The sequence below is a fragment of the Enhygromyxa salina genome, assembly GCF_000737335.2.
Classification (GTDB): domain Bacteria; phylum Myxococcota_A; class Polyangia; order Nannocystales; family Nannocystaceae; genus Plesiocystis; species Plesiocystis salina_C.
Map to the genome: position 1 here is coordinate 64,756 of NZ_JMCC02000025.1, position 21,011 is coordinate 85,766.

The following is a 21,011-nucleotide window of genomic DNA, read 5'->3' on the forward strand; positions in this document are numbered from 1 at the left end:
GGGTCAGGGCAGGGGAGCCGCGGGCGTGTCCGCGTGGCGAAGGTCTCGGCGATAGTAGATCGTTGCCTGAGGCATGCCGGCGACTGGGGGGCCGCCGTGGGTCGCGTCGACGATGACTTGGCCGATCCCCTCGGGGACCGAAGCGGGGACCCTGTCGAGGGTACGCCCGTCGACGACGATCTTCATGAACTCGGTCCACATTGGGATCGCCGTGGTGTAGCTCGCGTCTTCGTCACCGAGTGAGCGCTCGTTGCGGTCGTCAAAGCCCATCCACGCGGCGGTGGCGTGCTGCGAGGTGTAGCCAACGAACCATGTGTCCGTGGTCAGATCGTCCCAGCGTCCGTCGCGCTTGTAGCGACCCGAGGCGGTGCCGCTCTTGCCGGCCGAGGGCGCGCCGATCGTGGTCGCCCGGGTCGAGGTCCCGGAGGTCACGACCTCGCGCAGCAGCCGGCTGATCAAGAAATTCGTGCGCGGGTCCAGCAGCTGCTTGGGTGGATCGCTGGCGAGCGCGGCCATCCGATCGATGCGATCGCCGATCCCGATCGCGCCGTCGATCGGATGGCGCTGATCGATGCGCAGCTGGCCGTGCTTGTCGATCACGCGGCGCAGGTACACGGGCGCGCGGGCGCTGCCGCCACGCGCGAACACGCCGAAGCCGGCGGTCAGCTCGTCGATCCGCACGCACGAGGTCCCGAGCGAGAGGCCCTTGTCCGCGATCAGCTCGGTCGTGAACCCGAGCTTGCGGGCGAAGTTGATCACGTCTTGGATCCCCACCGCCAAGAACAGTCGGATCGAGGGCGTGTTGAGCGACTTGATCAGCGCGGTGCGCAGCAAGACCTTGCCGTCGAGGGTCTTGTCGATGTTGCGGGGGCTCCACTCTTCGCCCGGCTCGGGCTCCCATGGCTTGGCCTCGAGCACGTCGTCGGCCTGCCAGCCCTCGTCGAGCGCGAGCGCGTAGTAGAACGCCTTGAACACCGAACCTGGCGAACGGCAGGCCTGGGTCGCGCGATTGTACTGCGAGCGATCGTAGTCGACGCCCGCGGCCATGGCCTCGACGTAGCCGCGCTGGTGATCGTAGGTGAACAGCGTGCCTTCGACGGCGGGGACCTGGCCAAGCTCGACGACGGCCCGGCCCGACTCTTCGCCTTGCTGGGGGATGCCTTCGCCGTCGAGGTGCGGCCGCACCCAGATCACGTCGCCGATCTCGAGCGCTTGGCCGAGGCCGGTGATCGTGCGGTCGTTCTCACCGCTCGCGCGATCGTAGGGGGCAGCCCAGTGGGCCAGCCGTAGCGGCAGCTCGGCCTCGATCGCGCCCAGATCCACGACCGCGAGGTGACGATCGACGTTGGTGACCAGCGCGAGCAGCCACCGATCGGGCCGCGAGAATGGTTGCTGGCCGTACTCGCTGAGCATGCGCTCGTGAAGGCGGGCGCGGGCGTTGTCCCTGCTCAGGTGCGCCGCCGGTCCGCGCCACCCGTGTCGGCGATCGAGCTTGCGCGCGGCGGCGTCGACGGTTTGATCGGCGGCGGCCTGCAGCGTCAGGTTGACGCCGGTCTCGATCACCAGGCCATCGCTGAGCACCGCCTCTTCGCCGAGCTGCTCGCCGACGAGCTGGCGGACGTGCTCGGCGTAGAAGGGCGCGCGCCAGCGAAATGGATCGCGCAGCGTCGCCAGCACGATCGGCTCTTCGCTGGCTTGCTTGGCCTGGTCCGCGTCGAGGTAGCCGGCCTCGACCATGTCGAACAGCACCTCGTTGCGCCGACGCAAGGCCAGATCGGGGTTGCTGACGGGGGACCAGCGGCTGGGCGCCTGGGCGAGCCCGGCGATCAGGGCCGACTCGGCGAGGGTCAGCTCATCGAGCTGCTTGTCGAAATAGCGACTCGCCGCAGCGCGCACGCCATAGGCCCCATGACCCAAGAAGATCTTGTTGAGGTAGATCTCGAGGATCGGCGCCTTGCCGACGCGCGACTCCATCCGCACCGACAAGATCGCCTCTCGAACCTTGCGCTCGAGCGTGCGCTCTTGGTCCGCCAAGAAGCTCTTGGCGACCTGCTGGGTGATCGTGGAGCCGCCCTGGACGATCGTGCCCGAGACGATGTTGGCCTTGGTCGCGCGCGCGAGCCCGCGAAAGTCGAGGCCGCCGTGCTCGTAGAACCGGCGATCCTCGGCTGACAGGAACGCCGCGATCAACGGTGAAGGGATGTCCTCGAGCGGCGCGTACGAGCGGTGCTCGCGGGCGAGCTCGGCGAGCAAGGTGCCGTCGGCCGCGTAGATCCGGGTGACCCCAGGCGCCTGCTCGCGATACGCGGAGACCGAGTCCAGCTGCGGCAAGTCCTCAGCGAAGTAGCGGTAGGCCCCGCGTCCGACCAGCGCCAGCGCGGGCAGCGTCAGCAGGATCAGCACCGCCACATAGCGAAAGAGCCAGCCAAACAGGCCAGCTCTCGCGGGGTTGGTGACCCAAACCCGAGGGGAAACCGGAGTGCTAGTCGCCACTGACGACAGGGTTCTCGGTGTAGTTCCCGATGCCGGCCAAGGCGTCATCCTTGAGCTTGACCATGGCGTCCATGGTGTCTTTGAGCTTGCCCATGCGGATGTCGAAGTAGGCCTTCGCGTTCGCGTCGGGGTTGGCACCGATCGCGTAGCTGTACATCTGCCCGGCGGGCGCGAGGAACATGCCTTGCGGGACGAACTGAACGTCGCCACCGATCTCCATGCGGACCATGAAGGCCCGGGCGGAGAGGATCGCGTCGCCCTCACACTTCTTGAGCGTGCTGGGGTCGAAGCCCTCGGGCAGCTCCTCGGGGATCTCGTCACAGATCGCCGAGACGTACTCTGCGAGGACCGATCCGCCTTGCGGACTGGCGATGACCACGAAGGCCGACGGGCCCGCGGCGCGCCCCGAGAGGATCGCCTCGTTTGCGCCGATCCAACCCTTGAGGATGCCGACGTCGAGCTGCAGGTTGTTGTTGGCTTCTGCCAACGAGAAGATCGACTTGATCACGTCGGGGTGCATCGAGCCCATCTGCCAGCCGAACAGATCGGCCAGCTCGGCGTAGGTCGGCTCGAGCTCGGTCAGCGCGGCCACGGCCTTCTCGCCTTCCTTGGCCTCGAGGGCGTCTTGCGCCTCGCCGATCTTGAGCGCGATACGAGACCGCGTCTCTTCGATCTCGGTGACCTTCTTTTGGATGGCCTCGGCCTTCTTCTTGGCCGATGCCACGCGCGAGCGCGAGTCGACGGCGCGGTGACCCATCCAGCCGAGGCCGAGCCCAACGACGATGCCGACTGCACCAGCGAAGATCGCCAGGCCTGCGCCACCGCGAGACTTGATCTCGCCGACGTCGTCGATGATCCCAGCGTTGGGATCGAAGGCGACGCCGCCGGACATGGGATCGCTGGCGATGTCACCCCGGGGTGGGGCGGGCGCTTGGGCGACCTGGGCCGGTTGCGGCTCGGGCTGCTGCGCCTGCAGCACTTCACCGGGGGCTGGGATGTCGGCGGGCTTCTTGACCTCGCCGGGGGCCGGAATGTCGGCCGGTTTGCTGACCTGGCCTGGCGCCGGAATATCGGCGGCTGGCCGTTTGACCTCACCAGGTGCCGGTACTTCGGCCCTGACCTCACCTGGCGACGGCACATCTGGCGTGCTGGCGGCTGGGCTCTCGGGTTCCCCCGCGGCCGCAGCCTTCTTGGCTAGACGCGCCTTCAGTGCGCTGAGGTCCTTACCTTTCTTCGGTGCGCTCAAGACCGGCTCCCTCTGACGATGCTGGTGACGGGCTCGTTTTGAGCCCGTACGACGAGGCGCAGGATAGAGACAAGGCCGTTCGAGTGTCAACGCAAGAAAGTGGTGGAAATCGCCGATTATGCGGGGAAAAACCCAAGAAGCGCGGATCTCGGCCAGTCGATCTGTCTTGGGACACGAAGTTCCGGCAACAGCGCAGCGGACGGAGCGGACGAGCACGACTCGCTGCCGGGGCGTGGCTGACGGACGGTGCCGAAAAATTGGCAATTGACACACCCCCCAGTCTTGGGGTTTCACTGACTCCCCGAGCCGGGATCTCGGCGTTGCCCACATCGTCATTCAGGTACGTTCCTCACATACCTTTCCGTTGATAATGTTAGGTGCAAAGCCTGAATTTCGCGCTGAGTAGGCAGAAAAGACGATTTTTTGTCTAGAAAGACAGGATTGTCAGAAAAAGTTTGTGTTGCGTTCTTGGGTTTCGGCATGTAATGGTATCAGGGACCCGACACGCAGAGCGGTTGCGTAAAGTGCGCATGTTCAGTCCAGTGACATACCGTGCCATGCACCGATTCGCGTCATGGGGTAGATCGACGCTGCGACAGTTCAGCCCCCCAGATTTCACACCCAGAAAGTTTCAGACGAGGGACGACATGAAGAAAACACTTGTGCTTTCCATGATGCTGTGCGGTTCAGTGAGCTTGGTGCTCGCCGGCTGTGCAAAGGACGATGAACCCGGCACCACCAATGCCAGCACGGCGACCAACGCCAGCGCCGAAAACAACGGCGACGGCGACGGTGACCCCGGCGATGGTGATGGCGACGCCGAGACCGGCAGCGACGACGGGATGGAGACCAACCCCAACCTGACCTTCGTCCCCGTCGACACCGACATGCCGTCGATCTCGGAGTGCGATCCCTTCGCGCAAGACTGCCCCGAGGGCGAGAAGTGCGTGCCCTACGGCAGCACCGGCTCGAACTGGGACGCCAACAAGTGCGTGCCGGTCACGGGTTCAGGCTCGCCTGGCGATCCGTGCGTCTCGGGTGGCGTCGTCGAGGGTACCGATGACTGTGACGCGACCAGCCACTGCTGGGACGTCATGGACGTCGATGGCCAGCCGGTCGGCGTGTGCACCGAGTTCTGTACCGGCACCCCAGATGATCCGGTCTGTGCGCCCGGTACGTCGTGCCTGATCGCCAACGAGGGCTCGATCACCCTGTGCATCCAGACCTGTGATCCGCTGCTGCAAGATTGTGGTGCGGGTCTCGCCTGCTTCTGGGCCAACAACGGCTTCAACTGCATCTTCACCACGCAGGACATCCCGCTCGGTGAGCCCTGCGGCTTCATCAACGACTGTGTCGCCGGCACCGGTTGCTTGACCGCGGAAGTCCTTCCGGACTGCAACGGCTCGGCCTGCTGCGGCAGCTTCTGCAGCCTCAGCGACCCAACCTGTCCGCAGGAGGGCACCGAGTGTGCGGACTTCTTCGAGGCGGGCATGGCCCCTCCCGGCTACGAGGACGTCGGCGTCTGCATCATCCCGGGCGCGTGATCGCCTGAGCTGAATCACCGCGAAGGTTGATTCCAATGAGACCACCCCGCATGCGGGGTGGTCTTTTTCATTGGAGCCGCTCGAGCTCGCACGGCTCGATTGATGCCTGATGTTCATGAGGTCTAGATCGGCAAAACTACACACGTATTAGAATGCTCATCCTAGAAAGATCAATGATATCAGCGCACTGTGAAAGTTTAGGTAATTATATTTGCTTAGTTAGTTAAGTTAGCTATTAAAGTTTCATGACTCGATCAATCCACGTCTGGCTCACTGTGACCGCAACCATCGGCCTGCTCGCGTGTGGCGGCGAGCGCAACCAGCTCCCGCTCGCAGACGGCGCGGAGGATGACACCAGTGACGGCGACGGCGACGGCGATGCAGACGCTGACTCGATCGGAGACGCGGACGGCACCAGCGAGGAGGAGACCGGGGCGAACTTCGTGCCGCTCGACATCATCGACGACACCCAGTGCGACCCATGGGCGCAAGACTGCCCCGAAGGTGAGAAGTGCGTGCCGTACGGGAGCACCGGCGGAAACTGGGACGCGAACAAGTGTGTGGTGGTCGACGGCGACGGCCAACCGGGCGACTCGTGCACCTATACGGGGACCGCGAGCGCGAGCGACAGCTGCGGCGCCGACTCGCACTGCTGGGATGTGATGGATGTCGACGGACAAGCGGTGGGCGTGTGCACGCCGTTTTGCGACGGAAGCCCGGACGACCCGATCTGCGGACCCGGGACGTCGTGCCTGGTCGCCAACGAGGGCTCGATCACCTTGTGCATCGAGACCTGTGATCCGCTGCTGCAAGCTTGCGACGAGGGTCTGGGCTGCTTTTGGGCCAACAACGACTTCAACTGCATCTTCACGGCGGGGGACATCGCGGAGTCGGAGCCCTGTGGGTTCGTCAACGACTGCGCGCCGGGGCTGCTGTGCACCGCTGGGGACGTGCTGCCGGCCTGCGCGGGGTCAAACTGCTGCACGGCCTACTGCGACCTCGCGTCACCCGAGTGCCCGGTCGAGGGCACGGAGTGCTCACCGTTCTTCGAGGAGGGCCTTGCGCCGCCCACCTACGAAGACCTTGGCCTGTGCATCCTTCCCGGCGCCTAGTACCACGGGGTACTAGCCCCGAGTCGAGCGCGCAGCGCTTAGAGACGCCGGATCACTGGCGCGATACGTGTAGATCGAAGCCAAACTCGGCGAGCGGGCGGTGGTCGGGCGTCTGCGGACGCCACACCAAGACAGCTTGGTTCGCGGTGTCGCGGACGTCTTCGAAATACACGTAGCCACGCATCTGCGTGCCCGGCATCAACACCCCCCACGGCAGGCCCATTCGACCCAGCTCGGCGTCGTCGGTGCGCACGGTCTCGTAGTTCAGGCTGCGACCCGGATCATAGCCGAGCTGTTGCTGCGCGTACGCGTTGGGATCGCCGCCGTCGGGGATCGCTTGGAACGCACCCCCGGCGTCGTAGAGCACGTAGTGGAAGCCTCGATCGTCACGCAGCTCGAAGTCGCCGGGGGCCAGCAGCAGCGGCTCGGATCCCATGTTGGCGATCAGCATGTGGGCGATCGTCAGGTCTTCGCCGTAGGCGGAGTCGCCGGTCCAGCTCTCTGTCGTGAGCACGACCGTGATCCCCGAGCCTGGGTCGCGCGCGAGCAAGCGATGTGATCCGTCGGCGGCGACGAGCCGAACTCGAGACGCGCAGCCCAATGGCAGGGCGCACAGGCCCGCGAGTGCGAGGCCAAGGAGCCCCCGAAGCGATGCTAGCCGGTCGAGCACGGCCACCAGTCTATCACTCAGGGCAGCCCGAGGCCGGGGATCAACATCTGGGCGAAGCGCTCGGGCTCGGCGACCCCGGCGTCGAGGAAGAACCGCAGGCCTTGCGTGCGGTGATCCTGGGCGCGGTCGCGGTCGTCGGTGAGTGAGGCCAAGGCCAAGCGCGCGGCGGCGGCGTAGGGGAGGGCGCGGCAGCGGACGAAGCTGGCCAGCGCGGTCTCGAGGGCCGCCTGGGCCCGCACGCGATCGCCATCTTGGGCAAACATGACGCCTTGGTAGGCCTCGCCGCGGGCGCGGTGATACGTGCCGGTGTAGGAGAGCAGAAACTTGATCGGTCGCAGCAACGGACGGTGCGACATGTTGGGGCGTCCCGCGCGGACCGCGAGCAGCGCCGAGATCTCGGCGCCGCAAGCCTCGGCCTTGGCATCGGGCGCGCGCACGGTCATCGACGCGCGCATGCGTCCGCGGCCAGCGTCGAACACCCGCATGGCCTCCTCGCCCTGGCCCTCATAGATCGCGCAGCGGATCTTGCTGAGCAGCGCCGACAGGTGGCCGATCGTGAAGCTCTCGGGATCGAGCAGGGCCAGGCCCTCGTTGACGGTCGCGAGCAGGGCATCTGGGTTGCCCTGGATCAGGTGGGCCATGCCGAAGTCGGGGCTGACGTAGGCGTGGATCAACGCCGAGCGATCGTCCCGGCCGCGGGCGTCGTCGAGGTACTCGCGCAGCTGGGCCTCGAGTGATCGGTAGTCTCCGGCTCGGGCGCTGGCGATCGTGCGCATCAGCAGCGCGAGGCTGGTCATGATCGCCCGAACCGCGACGCCGAGATCATCGCCTCGATCGGCGCGCCCAGATCGCCGCAGCTTTCGCAGCGCCACGGTCACGCTCTGCCGGTACTGCTCGCAGTCTTCGGCGACCAGCCCGATGTGGACGCCCCGCTGCAGGGCCACGCACGCGACAGCGAAGGGATCGGGGGCGTCGAGCGCGTCGAGCAGCGCGTCGGCGTCGTTCATGAGCTGCTCGCCCTTGCTGTTTTGACCGAGGTAGCTGCGCGTGACCCCCTCGAGGCTCAGGGCGATCGCGACCCTGTCCGGGTCTTGGCTGCGCAGCGCCAGCCGGACGTAGGTGGCGGTGAAGTAGCCGGCCAAGAACATGTCGTGGGGCAGGAACACCCGCGACGCGGCCGAGCAGATCTCGAGCCGCAGGCGCTCCTCGAACCCGAGCTCGAGCTCGACCCCGCCCGCGCGGGGCCGAAACCCACGCAGGCGCAGCAAGGTGCGCTCGCGCAGCAGGTGAAGCATGGTCGTGGTCTCGCCGCGGGGGATCGGCAGGCTGAGCTCGCGGCCGAGGTCGGCCAGCAGATCCACGCCAGTGTCGAACTGACCCGCCGACAACAGGTGGATCGCGGCCTTGGTCCGCAGCTCGAGCGCCGAGGTGATCGAGACGGTGCTGGTCACGGCGTCGAGGTAGGCGTGCGCGGCCTCGATCCCGCGACCGGTCCACGCCAGCGCGTGGGCACGGGCGACGAGCAGCTCTTGGCGGTCGGCGCTGTCCTCGGGCGGGTGGCGCAGGGCCAGGTTGTACAGCTGCACGGCGTTCTGGAACGCCATCGCGTTCATCGCGACGTCGGCGGCCTCGACGGCCCAGCCCGCGGCCTCGACCTCTTCGCCCGCGTGGAGCAGGTGGCTGACCAGGCGCTCGACGTCCTCGCCCTGGACCTCGAGCATCCGCGCGATCGCGAGGTGCGTCGCGCGGGCTTGATCCGCGTCGATGTGGGCCAGCAGGGTCTGGCGGATCTGATCGTGATAGACCTCGACGCGGCCGGCGTGGGCACCGCTGGTCGAGCGGATCCACAGGCGGGCCCGCAGGACATCGAGCGCGCGGTTGAGCTCGGCGCCGTCGAGCCCGGCCAGGCTGGCGAGGTCGGCCGGCTCGAGCGGGCGCTCGGCGATCGCCAGCACGTCGAGCACCGCCCGCTCACGCGCGCCCAGCGGGGCGATCTCGGTCCACAGGCACTCCGCCAGCGATGGCGGATCCGCGGACGCGAAGTCGGTGGTCGAGCGGAGCAGGACGTCGAGGAAGAACGGGTGGCCGGCGGCGGCCTCGACGAGCGAGTGGGCCAGCGCCGACTGACCGTCGACCGGTCGCCCGTGCAGCTCGGCGAGCACCGTGATGTCGGCGCTGGTCAGGGGCCCGAGCGTGAGCTGCTCGAGCGAGGCGGAGCGCAAGAACGGCAGCGCGGCCTCGGGCGGAGCCTCGAGCAGCTCGGTCCGACTGGTCGCCAGGACCGCGAGCGGCGGCGCGTCGGTGCCCGAGGTCAGCGCCGAGAGCAGCGACCAGCTGCCCGGATCGGCCCACTGGAGATCCTCGATCACCAGGACCAGGTGGCTGCGCTCGGCCAGCCGGGCAAACAGCTCGCGGAACGCCGCGAACATCTGCCGCTGCAGGGCCCCGCGGTGCTGCCACGAGCCATGCCGCACGCCCATCTCGGCGAACGCCCGGACCCGCTGCAGCACTGGAAACGCGCGGCACAGCAGCCAAGCCTGGCGCGGCAGCAGCTCGCGGATCTCGACCAGGCCGAACCGCTCGGGCAGCTCGATGCTGAGCTGATCGACGAGGGTGTCGAAGGCCTTGAACCGGACCTGCTCGTGCTCGTGACAGCGGCCGCGCAGGATCCACGGGCGCATGTTGACCTGCGCCGCCGAGCGGCTGACCGCCTCGCGGACCAGCGCCGACTTGCCGATCCCCGACTCGCCCACGATCAGGATCTGGCGAGCCTGCTTGGTGCGCGTGGCGGCGACCGCCCGCGACAGCTCGGCGAGCTCGAACTCGCGACCGACGCAGGGCAGCTCGCGGATGCCCGAGACATCCGGCCCCTCGTCGCGCACGCCCCCCCAGGCCTTTGGCCCCGCGCCCAGCCACTGCAAGATCGTGTCGCCGCTCGGCCGCGCGCTGGGATCGACGGCGAGCAGCTCCATGCACAGCTGCTCGAGATCCTCCGGGACCGCTTGGTCCGTCAGCGCGCTCGGGTGCTTGGTGACCCCGAGCTGCTTGTCCGACATCATGGTCAGCGAGGACCCGGTCACGGGCCAGCAGCCGCACAGGGCCTCGTACAACATCACGCCGACGGCGTACCAGTCGGCGGGCGGCCCGGTCGGCAGGCCCGACGCTTGCTCGGGCGCCATGTAGGCCGGGGTCCCGACCACCTTGGTCTCTTGCTTCGCGCGCTCGTCCTCGAATTCGCTGATCAGTCCAAAGTCGAGGATCACCACCCGCCCCGCGGGCGTCACCAGCACGTTGGAAGGCTTGAGATCCCGGTGAACCCGACCGGACTCGTGGAGCGCGCGGGTGGCGTCGACCAGCTGCAGCAAGCAGTGACGCAGCCGGCCTTCCTCGAACAGATCAGCCCCGTTGCCGCCCGTCTTGTCTGGATCGCCACCGTCGAACCCACCGACCGCCGTGATGCTGCCGCCGCTGAGCTGTCGCGGATCGGCGCTCGAGCCCGTGTGGGTCCCGGTCCCCGTGGTCGCGCCCCGCAGCTGGGTGGGCCGAGCCGTGGACGCGAAGCTCTGATGGTTCTCGGGGATCGGTCGGACGTGATCCAAAAAGCTGGTCCCGTCGATGTACTCCATCGACAGGTACCACTGCCCCTCCGACTCGAACAGCTCACCAAGGCTGACCAGGTTGGGATGCGCGAGGCCCTTGACCGAGCGGAACTCGTGCTTGAAGCGCAGCAGTGCCTTGCCGGCCACTTGCCCAACCGTCTTGAGCGCGACGCGAACCCGAAGCCGACGATCGTAGGCGAGCGAGACCGTACCCATCCCGCCCTCGCCCAGCGGACCAAGCACCTCGAAGCGATCGAACAGCGAGCCGGCTGAGTCCTGCGTGTTCATCCTGGGGAGGCACCGCAGCGAGCGCGGTACCCTGAGGCTACTCGGTCGCGGGGTCGCCTCAAAACCCCACGAGCTACGAGGGGATGGAGGGGAGCAAGCGAGTGAACCGCGAAGTGCGAAGCCGCCCCGCGGGGTCCTAATCAGTACCGCCCACCATCAGCAAGGATCTGGCGGACGTCGGGGAGGGATTGGTAGCCTTCGCGCAGCTCGTAGTCCCGCAGATCGTCGAGGCGACTCTGGACCGCCCGCGCGGCCTCGGACAGGAGCGCGCGCGCCTCGGACTCGTGGCCCTTGTCCCGCAGCAGGCGGCCGAGGTGGTGGAGCGAGCGGACGCCGTCGACCGGGGCGGCGCCGAGGCGGACGAGGCGCTCGGCGTCGCGCTCGTGGGCGATCGCGCGTTCGCTGTCGCCCTGGCGAGCCGCAATGAGCGCCAGCACGTGGGCAGCGCGGGCGGTGCTCGAGCGCAGCCCGGACGCGCGGCCACGGTCGTACACGCTGGTCGCGATGAGATCGGCCTCGGCGATCGCCTGCTCGCTGGGCTGTGCGTCGCCGTGCTCGTTGACGGGGGTCGTGACCAGCACCCGGGCGAGCCGGACCTCTGCCCGCAGCTGGGTGCGGATGTCGCCCCGTCGGGCGGCGACCTTGGCTGCGTCGGTCAGCAGCACGTGCGCGGCCTCTGGGTCGCCAAGGTGGGCGACGACGATCCCAAGGCTGACCATGACATCGTTGAGCAAGCCTGGGTGGCCGATCGCCTCGTGGAGCTCGAGCGCCTTTCGCAGGTAGCGCTCGGCCCGTTGGTACAGGCCGATCGCGGTGTAGGCGAGGCCGAGGTTGGCGAGCTTGACCCCAGTGGCGAAGCGGTCGCCAAGATCCCGATCGATCCCCAGCGCGGCCTTGAAGCAGTCGATCGCCTCTTGGTAGTAGGTGCTGCGTCCGGCGACCTCGCCGAGATTGTTGAGGGCCTCGGCCTCGAGCCGCCGATGGCCGATGCTGCGGGCGAGGTGCAGGGCCTCGCGGAAGGTCTCGCTGGCGGGCTCGAGCCGGCCGGTCCCAAGCTGAACCCGCCCGATCGCACGCAGCAGCCGCACGCGCAGGCGGACGCCCCGATGATCGTGGGCACAAAACACGAGGGAGTCGCGGGCGACGGACTCGGCCTCTTCGAAGTGGCCGCGCGCGAACATCAGCTCGCTCTCGAGCTCGCCGAGGATCGCCAAGTAGGGCTCGGGCTCGGCGAGCGCGTGGACCTGGGCCTGCAGCCGCGGGACCAGGCGCGTGGCTCGATGGCTGCGCCCGCACTCGAGGTAAAAGCGCAGCAAACGGAGCGACGCGACCACCTGCTTGACCGGCTTGTCGGGCCCGTCGAGCGCGTCCGCGACCGCGAGCAGCTGGCGAATATCGGCGCCCTGGGCCCGCCTTCGGCCCCACGCCCGGAGGATCGGCTCGCGCTCGAGCAGCACTTCGAAGCGGCGGGGATCGTCGGGTTCGAGCGCGCGCAGGGCCTGGCTCAGAAAGTAGTAGGCCTCGACGTTGCCGGCCACGTTCTCGGCGTGGTGGGCGGCTCGCATGGCCGGGCCGAACGCTTGCTGGAACCGGCCCGCGTGCATCAGGTGATCCGCGATCGGTCCATCGTCGCGGCCCCCGGCGTAGTCGTGGCGGGCCTGCTTGATCTCGGCCGCGCGCCCGTGCAGGTGCTCGAGCGAGGCGAGCGGGATCTGAGCCTTGCAGACTTCGTGGAGGCTGACGGTCACGAAGCGCAGGCCGTGATCATGACGAGGCTGACGGTCGCGCTGGCGGCCACGCCCCGCGTCCGAGCCCCCCGACATGTCCTGGGTGCCGGGCAGGTCGTGCTCGATGAAGCTGGCGTCGAGCAGGGTCTCGAGCTCGCGGGTCACGTCGCGATCGAGCAGATCGGCGAGCTCGGCCGCGCGGAAGCTGCGACCGAGCACCGCCGCGCCCAGCAGCGTGTCGCGGTCGGAGGGCGCGAGATCGTCGACCCGGGCCTGCAGCGCGGCTTCGATGCTGGGCGGCAGCTCGATCTGCGCCCCGCGCTCACGGACGACCAGGTAGCGAGCTTGGGCGTTCCAGGCGATCGTGCCGTGGTGCAGCAGTGACGCGAGGATCTCTTCGATGAACAGCGGGTGGCCGCCAGTGCGGGCGAGGATCGCGTCGCACAGCTCGGCGGCTTCACGAGGATCTTCGAACCGGCGCAGGATCATCTCGCGGGCCGCGGCCGGGTCGAGCTCGGGCAGCTCGACCACGCTGACACCTTTGCGCGCGGCGAAGTCCGAGGCGCGTGGGCCCGGCCGCGCGGTCGTGATCCCGAGGATCGGCAACGGGTGGCTGGCGTCGGCCCACTCCTCGAGCACGCGCAAGCTGGGCTCGTCGATGAAGTGGAGGTTTTCAATGACGATCAGGACCGGCCGTCGCTGGGCGAGCGAGCGGATCAGCCTGCGGATCAACCGGTGGATCCGCTCGCGACGCTGGCGCGGATCGAGCTCCCGCTCGACCCCGCCGCTGGCCCCCGTGAAGTACAGCCCGAGCGCGGACACCAGCGCGGTCGCGAGCTGCTCGGCCTCGCGGACGCCGTAGTCCTCGAGCTTGCGGATGATCGTCTCGAGCCGGGTGTCGGACTCGATCCGCAAGAACCGACGCAGCAAGGTCAAGAACACGCCAAGCGGCTGGTTGCGCGTGGACCACTGGCCCACGCCACGCAACACCGCGCACGCCGATGACGGCAACGACGCGACGAAGCGATCGATGATCGCCTGCTTGCCCATGCCGGGGCCGCCGTGGATCAGCAGGCTGCGGCTGATCGGCCCGCGGATCGCCTCGGCGAAGCTGTCGCGCAGGGCCTTGAGCTCGAGCTCGCGTCCAAACAGCGACTTGCGGCCAACCCAGGTCTGCTGGCTGCGGCGCTCGGCCTCGGACAGCGGCCCGAGCACCGGGGCCACGCGCTGGAAGTCGGCGGCCCACGGCGAGCCGGCGGACGCCTCGGGGATCTGCGGATCGAGCCAGCCGGCCTCGCCGATCCGCCATGATCGACGCAGGCGCTCGGCGAGCTCGCCGGCGACCATGATCGGCTCTTCGACGACGTGACGACCGACGCGATCGAGCTGCTCGGCGAGGCCCGGCGGCAGCTCGATGACCAGCTTGCCGAGCTTGCCGTCTTCGCCGCGGACCAGCGTGACGTGGGTGGTCAGCAACACCAGGCCCAGATCCACGCCGGGCGCGAACTCGGCGACGCTCTCGCGCATGGTTCGGGCCACCCGCAGCGCACGCTCGGCGTCGTCGCTGGCGCTGAGCATGGTCCCAAACACCAACAGCGCGCCGCGGTCGTCGAGCCGCTGCACGTGGGCCTCGCGCTTGAACGCGACGTCGCGGACCAGATCCAGCAGCGGGCGGACGTTCAGCGGGGTGTCGCGCGGCGCCGAGCCGGGCTCGAAGCTGGCGTACAACAGCACGCAGCGGGCCGAGCTGCGGACCGGGACCAGCGCGAGCTCGGAGTCGCCGACCTCGCGGGTCTCGACCACCGACAGCGACGAGGGGGCCCGCGACGCGGGCCGGACCGCGTGCTTTTGCGGCTCGTCACCGCGGTAGCTGCCGAGGTACTGCGAGAGGACCTCGTCGTCGACGACCGGATCGGCGCGGTGCAGGAACTGGGCGAGCGCCGACTGCATCTCGCGGGCGGACTCCCAGCGATGATCCGGGTCGCGGGCGAGCGCCTTGTCGACGATCTGCGCGAGCTCGTCGGACAGGTCGGGGGCCCGCTCGAGGATCGGCGGGATCGCCTGGTTGCGGACCATGTTGAGGGCCTCGAGCCGATCCCGCGTGCGGAACAACAGCTCGCCGGTCAGCAGCTCGTGGAGCACCACGCCCAGCGAGTAGATGTCCGAGCGCTGATCGACCGGCCGGCCCATCGACTGCTCGGGGGACATGTACGCGACCTTGCCCTTGATCGTCTCGATCTCGGGCGGCGCGTGGCCCTTGTCCCAGGCCTTGCGGGTGCGGGCGATGCCAAAGTCGAGGATCTTGACCTGGCCCTCCCAGCTCAGCATCAAATTGTGCGGGCTGACGTCGCGGTGGACGATCCCGAGCGGGGTCCCGTAGTCGTCACACTTGCGGTGCGCATAGGCGAGCCCCGAGGCGACCTGGTGACCCACGTACGCGCCGATCACCGCGGGGAAGCCGTCCTCGCGCCCGCGCACGGCGTGAAACAGGCGCATCAGATCCACGCCCTCGATCAGCTCCATCGCCAGGTAGAAGGTGCCGCGGATCTGACCGAAGTCGAACACCTGCACGATGTTGGCGTGGTTGAGGCTCAACGCGATCTTGGCCTCGTCGACGAACATCCGCGTGAAGTCGCGATCGTCGGCGAAGTCTGCCCGGATGCGCTTGATGACGACCCACTTGGTCAGGCCCTCGGCCACGCGGACGCTGGCCTGGTAGACCTCGGCCATGCCGCCCTCCCCGATCACACGGGTGAGCACGTAGCGGCCGAAAGGGCGGGGGAGGTCGTCGGTCATGCGCGCGCTCGGGGGGTGGTCGGACCGTGTACCACCGGTGGCGGCGCGCGTCATCGCGGGTCTGGTCTGGGCGTCGAGAGGGGGTTGGCTGCGCTCGAACACATGTTCTGAGCTGAGCTGGCGGTCAGCTCGGGCGCGGGCGTCGGCAGCGTGAGCGCGACCGAGATCGACCGGGTCGTGGCTGGGATCGGCGACTCGAACGGGGGCCGCATGTCAACCCGGAGCCTGGCCTTGGTCGTCGCGGCGCGGACCTCGAAGCGGCCGCGCGCGCGGGGGTTCACAGATGCTCGGGGCGTCGGCGGCCGGTGAGTCGACGGCGATGTGGGTGGGCGACGCGGCGTCCACCGCGACGGTCAGCTCGGTCCAGGGAAGTCTGCGGTTTCGATCGTGGGTCGACACGGAGCCGGCAGCATTCGCGGACGGTTCGCGAAGACTGCCATGATGACGACGATGTGTGGACCCCTGGCTGCGGAGCGAGACGGCGGATCAGCTCGTCGCCCAGAGCTCGGGCCAGGTGCGCGTACATCATCGAGACCACGATCGAGCCGTGACCAAGCCGGGGAGCGCGTCTTGCGGTTGACGTTTGGATCGTTCTTGTTCGCGACGCACGGGGAGCTCATCCGTGAGTGCTCCGGTCGCTGCGCGAGCGCGCCGGGGGGCAAGTCCAACGCCACTGGGTGTGGCGCAGCACCGTGGCGTGGAGAGACCCGACCAGTGAAAAAACGAACAGTTGGTGGGAGGGAGGCGGTCTTCGAATTTTCGCATCGACGCCCGTGCTCACAGGCTCAGATGCTCAGCTGCACACGCGGTGTTGCACGGCAGGAGGTCGAGGCCATCGACGCTGCGCTCGCGGCCTGATCCAATGCAACATCAGGGGCAAGGCGAGGTCGCGCTCTCGTGTCGTAGCGATCTCTGCGGGCTCGTTGATTCACAAGTGGCTACACCCTCGAATCCAAGTTGAGGGAATGGTCACGAACAACGCGGGCCCGGGTCCAATCGCGGGGAGGGGAGCAGACCAGCTTCTCGTGTGGTTGAGCGACGAACTTTCTCGCTCTCGTACCCACCATCGTCGGTTGAGAGGACTTCAGGACGGAGAGTTGGGCCGCGGGCAGACTCGAGGGGGCGCGAGATCAAGGCTTGACCCTTCGCATTGTGTCTGGCACAAAGGCGCTTGGGACCTGCCAGTCACTAAAGGGGGCCGGGGAAGGTGGACTGATTCACCCTCCAGCTTCGTGAGGGCTGGGGGAGCGAACGAGCGAACGCTCTGCTCGATGTGTAGCTGAACCTTCAGCTGCATGTATGCGCAATGAGCGAGGCCGAGAACACCCAGAAACACATATTTGCGAGGAAAGCGCTGCGGGATGGCCAAGTTGACGACTTGGTTGTTTCGCCAATGTGTCTGCAATGTAGACACAAGATGTCCTCATTGGCCCATGCGACCCATGACAGAATATTCGCAATTCTCGGAGACGTTTTTGATCACAGCCGAGAACCCGCTGCTCAGTGGCCATGTCGTGTATGGCCGCAGTCTGTTGCCAGGCGTGGGCTATGTCGACCTCGTCTTGCAGGTGCTCGCCCGTCAGGGGTTCCCGATGCACGAGCTCGAGCTTCGCAAGCTGACGATCTTTGCCCCTCTGGTGGCGGATCAGGGAGCCCCGGTGCAGACGACGGTCGCCGGCCAGCCCGTGGGCACGGGGGGCTGGCGCGTCGAGGTTCGGAGTCGACGGGAAGGGGACACGACGGAGGTGCTCCACGCCGTCGTCGATGCTGTCGCGCGCGAGCCCAAGCGCTTCACGGGCCGCCTCGCCCTGCCCTTGGCGCGGCCCCGAGAGTTCACGCCGCTCACAGAGATCTACGGGTGGTGCAAAAACCAGGATCTTCGCCACTCGGGCATCATGAAGATCGAGGGCGGGGTCCATCATCGCGCCGACGACTGGATCGCCGAGGTCGAGCTCGGCTCCGCCTACCACGGCACGACCAGCTCATTCTTGTTTCACCCGGCGCTGTTCGAAGCCGGCCTGCTCGGGGGCGGCGTCGCGATCGGCATGCTCTATCCCGGCGATGACGGGCCCGGGCTCTACCTTCCGCTGATGTTCGAGTCGTTCCGTGCGGCGGGTGGGCTCGGCAAGCGCTGTTACGTCCGCGTGCCAACGGACTCGGTTCATCGCGACGAGGAGCTCGTCCGCTTGCGCGTCGAGTTTTACGACGAAGCGGGGGTCCAGGTCGCCGAGATCGGCCAGTTCGTGGGCAAGCGGGTGCGTGTGGCGTCCTCCCTCGATGTCCGCGAAGGGGGCGGTGAGGCGAGGCAGAGCTCGGCCCTGCGCCCCGCGGCGGCCCAGGCCCGACCCGAGGCTGGTTCGCCAGCGGGGGTCGTGGGTATCTTGCGCGGCCTCGTCGCCTCGGCTGTGGGGCTCGAGCCAGACCAGGTCGAGCTCGACATTGGGTACTACGAGCTGGGGCTGGCCTCGGCCGACCTGCTCCACGTCGTCGCGGCGCTGGAGACCGAGCTGTCGCTCTCGCTGTCGCCAACGATCATGTTCGAGCACCGGACGATCTCCGAGCTCGCCGAGATGCTGGAGGCGCAGCTGCCGGCCGATCACCCCGCGCTCACGGGGGCCAGTGCGCCCCTCGTGTCGGCGGCGGAGCCGGCCGAGGCAGAGGGGCTCGCGAGCCCGAGCGCCCGGATCGCTCCGCCCGATCGGCCGGCTCCGGTGCCCGCACCGGTGCCGGCTCCGGCTCCGGCTCCGGTGCCCGCTCCGGCTCCAGCGGTCGTCGGGAGCACGGCGCAGCGGCGGGCTCGCGTGGTTGCAAGGGTGACCGAGGACGTCGCCGAGCTGCTCGCGGTCCCGGCTGGGCACATCGGGGCAGGGGTCGAGTTTCAGGAGCTGGGGCTCGACTGGAGCAACCTCGTCGAGCTCGCCGCGCGACTCGACGCGCGCTACGACGTGCGCTTGCCTCAGGCATTGTTCGCGGAGCTGCGGACGATCGATGCCGTGGCCGCCCACCTCGTTGCGACCCATCTGGGCCAGGTCCAGAGCCCGACCTCGTCCGTGGCCGCCGCCGAACCGCCAGCGGGCGGGTGGTTGCGTCCGTCGGGCCGGACCGCGAAGGGGGGGCTGCTGCTGCGTGGTCACCTGTCGGGCGACGAGCCCTTCCTCGCTGGCCACCGCGTCGAAGGCAAGCGTGTGCTCCCGGGCGTCGCCCACCTCGAGCTGGCGCGGGCGGCCTTCGCCGAGCTCGGGCAAGGGCCCGAGCAAGGGGCCGAGCTCGGTGCGGTCGAGCTGCGCGATGTCGTGTGGTTGCGCCCGGTCGTGGCGGGGGCGGGCGGCGTCGAGCTCGAGCTCGAGCTCGAGGAGCACACGACGGGCGTCCACAGCTTCGAGATCTATAGCCTCGACGACCAGGGCGAGCGGACGCTGTGTAGCGAGGGGCGGATCACGCCCGCGGTCGCGGGCGCGCTCGAGTCCGTCGAGCTCGCGGGCCTGCGCGCCCGCTGCAGCGAGGCGCGCTTCGACGCCGAGCAGATCTACGCCCGCTACGCCGAGCTCGGCCTCGACTATGGTCATGACCACCGGGCCCTCGCCGGGCTCGAGATTGGGCATGACGAGGCCGGGCGCCCCGAGGTCCTCGCGCGCCTCGAGCTGCCCCCGGCCTCGGCTGGGCTCGGCGCGTGGGCGCTCAATCCCGCGACCCTCGACGGCGCGCTGCAAGCGACGATCGGGCTGTGGCTCACGGAGGAGGGCAGCGGCAGCCTGGCGCTGCCCTTCGTGCTCGAGCGTCTCGAGCTCCTCGCGCCGATCCCCGCGCGCGCCTACGCGTGGATCCGCCATCGCGCTGGCCGGGCCACGGACACCAAGTCGGCCCGCCTCGAGCTCAGCATCTGCGACGAGCGTGGGCGCGTGTGTGCGCAGCTCGTCGGCCTGAGCACGCGAGCCGTGTCGCGGCGGAGCGAGGCGCCGGCCCCAGGCCCAGAACGCATCGAGGCCGTCGTCGGTCCGCGCGCGGCGGCTTCACGGCCCGAGATCGCGATCGTCGGGCTTGGCGGCCGCTACCCCGAGGCTCCCGACCTCGATGCGTTCTGGGCCAACCTCCGCGGAGGTCGCGACTGCGTCGGCGAGATCCCTGCCGATCGCTGGGACCACGAGCGCTACGCCGAGGGCGAGGGCTACACGACCTGCAAGTGGGGCGGGTTCCTCGACGAGATCGATCGCTTTGATCCGCTGTTCTTCCAGATCTCCAAGCTCGAGGCCGAGTACCTCGACCCCCAAGAGCGGATTTTTCTCGAGTGTGCCCACCACACGCTCGAGGACGCGGGCTACACCGGCGACGCGCTCGGCAGCGCCGTCGGGGTGTTCGTCGCTGTCATGTACCAGGAGTACCCGCTGCTCGGGGCCGAGGCCCAAGGGCGGGGACAGCAAGTCGCGCTGTGGGGCAGCGCGTCGACCATCGCCAACCGCGTGTCCTACTTCTACGACTTCCACGGGCCGAGCATGGCCGTGGACACGATGTGCTCGTCGTCGCTGACGGCGATCCACCTCGCCTGCGAGGCCATCGCCAGCGGGCAGTGTGAGGCCGCGCTGGCCGGCGGCGTGAACCTCAGCTTGCACCCCAACAAGTACATGGTGCTCAGTCAGCGCCAGTTCCTGGCCCACGACGGGCGCTGTCGCAGCTTCGGCGCCGGCGGCGACGGCTATGTGCCCGGGGAGGGCGTGGGCGCGGTCCTGCTCAAGCCCCTCGCCAAGGCGCTCGCCGACGGCGACCATGTCTACGGGGTCATCGCTGGGACGGCGCTCAACCACGGCGGACGAACCTCGGGCTACTCGGTCCCGACCCCGATCGCACAGGGCGAGGTGATCGTCGAGGCGCTGGCGCGCGCGGGCGTCGATCCGCGGGCGCTGAGCTACCTCGAGGCCCACGGCACGGGGACCTCGCTCGGCGATCCGATCGAGATCGCCGGTCTCAGCAAGGCATTTCGCGACGCGGGTGGGGCCCCGGACAACTGCGCGATCGGATCGGTCAAGTCGAACATCGGCCACTGCGAGAGCGCGGCCGGGATCGCGGCGGTGACCAAGGTCCTGCTCCAGCTCCAGCACCGCGAGATCGTCCCGAGCCTCCACTCGGGCCAGCTCAACCCCCACATCGACTTCGAGCGCACCCCGCTGCGCGTGGTTCAGCGCCTCGAGCCGTGGGAGCGACCGACGCTGCCCGTCGACGGCGTCGCGCGCTCCGTGCCGCGGATCGCCGGCGTGTCGAGCTTTGGCGGCGGAGGCTCCAACGCGCACGTCGTGATCCGCGAGCACGTGCCCGAGCTTCGCGCGACCGCGCCGGCTGGCCTGGGTCGTCCGGCGCTGTTCGTGCTCTCGGCCGAGCGCGAGGCCCAGCTCGTCGAGCTCGCTGGGCGCCTCGAGGCTCGGCTCGCGGCCTTCGAGCCCGAGCAGCTGCACGACGTCGCTTGGACCCTCCAGGTCGGGCGCATGGCCCTGCGTGAGCGCCTCGCGTTCGCGGCGAGCTCGCTGGCCGAGCTCCGGGCGCTGCT

At 68.7% G+C, this 21,011-nt stretch carries 9 protein-coding genes; 4 read left to right on the plus strand and 5 right to left on the minus strand.

What is annotated here, in order from left to right:
• Positions 1-3 precede the first annotated feature (3 nt).
• A complete protein-coding gene (locus tag DB30_RS11200; protein ID WP_052548392.1) occupies positions 4-2,409 on the minus strand; it encodes a penicillin-binding protein 1A in 2,406 nt (801 codons plus the stop codon).
• 73 nt (positions 2,410-2,482) lie between these two features.
• Positions 2,483-3,739: a hypothetical protein gene (locus DB30_RS11205; protein WP_146658508.1), complete on the minus strand. Its 1,257-nt coding sequence runs from the start codon at positions 3,737-3,739 to the stop codon at positions 2,483-2,485.
• Positions 3,740-4,386: 647 nt separating this feature from the next.
• Between DB30_RS11205 and DB30_RS11210 the strand changes: the two genes are divergently transcribed.
• Both DB30_RS11210 and DB30_RS11215 read left to right on the plus strand, forming a co-directional pair.
• Positions 4,387-5,283 carry a ribulose phosphate epimerase gene (locus tag DB30_RS11210; protein ID WP_240480211.1) on the plus strand — a complete coding sequence of 299 codons (897 nt, stop codon included), beginning with the start codon at positions 4,387-4,389 and terminating at the stop codon, positions 5,281-5,283.
• Between the two features lie 245 nt (positions 5,284-5,528).
• Positions 5,529-6,395 carry a ribulose phosphate epimerase gene (locus DB30_RS11215; protein WP_240480212.1) on the plus strand — a complete coding sequence of 289 codons (867 nt, stop codon included), beginning with the start codon at positions 5,529-5,531 and terminating at the stop codon, positions 6,393-6,395.
• A gap of 52 nt (positions 6,396-6,447) precedes the next feature.
• On the opposite strand, the gene DB30_RS11220 is transcribed toward DB30_RS11215, so the two are convergent.
• From DB30_RS11220 to DB30_RS11230, 3 genes are all read right to left on the minus strand, one after another.
• Entirely contained in the window at positions 6,448-7,065 is a 618-nt protein-coding gene (locus DB30_RS11220) for a hypothetical protein (RefSeq protein WP_146658510.1), read from the minus strand.
• 17 nt (positions 7,066-7,082) lie between these two features.
• Entirely contained in the window at positions 7,083-10,952 is a 3,870-nt protein-coding gene (locus DB30_RS11225) for a serine/threonine-protein kinase (RefSeq protein WP_052548398.1), read from the minus strand.
• 140 nt (positions 10,953-11,092) lie between these two features.
• A complete protein-coding gene (locus DB30_RS11230) occupies positions 11,093-15,475 on the minus strand; it encodes a serine/threonine-protein kinase (RefSeq protein ID WP_052548399.1) in 4,383 nt (1,460 codons plus the stop codon).
• A gap of 150 nt (positions 15,476-15,625) precedes the next feature.
• On the opposite strand from DB30_RS11230, the gene DB30_RS11235 reads away from it, so the two are divergent.
• Positions 15,626-15,784, plus strand: coding sequence for a hypothetical protein (locus tag DB30_RS11235; RefSeq protein WP_153258290.1), 159 nt, complete (start codon positions 15,626-15,628; stop codon positions 15,782-15,784).
• Positions 15,785-16,917: 1,133 nt separating this feature from the next.
• Positions 16,918-21,011: beta-ketoacyl synthase N-terminal-like domain-containing protein (locus tag DB30_RS11240; RefSeq protein WP_205632961.1), on the plus strand; the 4,094-nt coding region annotated here is incomplete at its 3' end.

What these genes read in the sequence shown, in the direction of transcription:
- DB30_RS11210 (WP_240480211.1), top strand. Translation starts at nt 4,387, where the DNA reads ATGAAGAAAACACTTGTGCTTTCCATGATGCTGTGCGGTTCAGTGAGC.
- DB30_RS11215 (WP_240480212.1), top strand. Translation starts at nt 5,529, where the DNA reads ATGACTCGATCAATCCACGTCTGGCTCACTGTGACCGCAACCATCGGC.
- DB30_RS11225 (WP_052548398.1), bottom strand. Translation starts at nt 10,952, where the DNA reads ATGAACACGCAGGACTCAGCCGGCTCGCTGTTCGATCGCTTCGAGGTG.
- DB30_RS11230 (WP_052548399.1), bottom strand. Translation starts at nt 15,475, where the DNA reads ATGACCGACGACCTCCCCCGCCCTTTCGGCCGCTACGTGCTCACCCGT.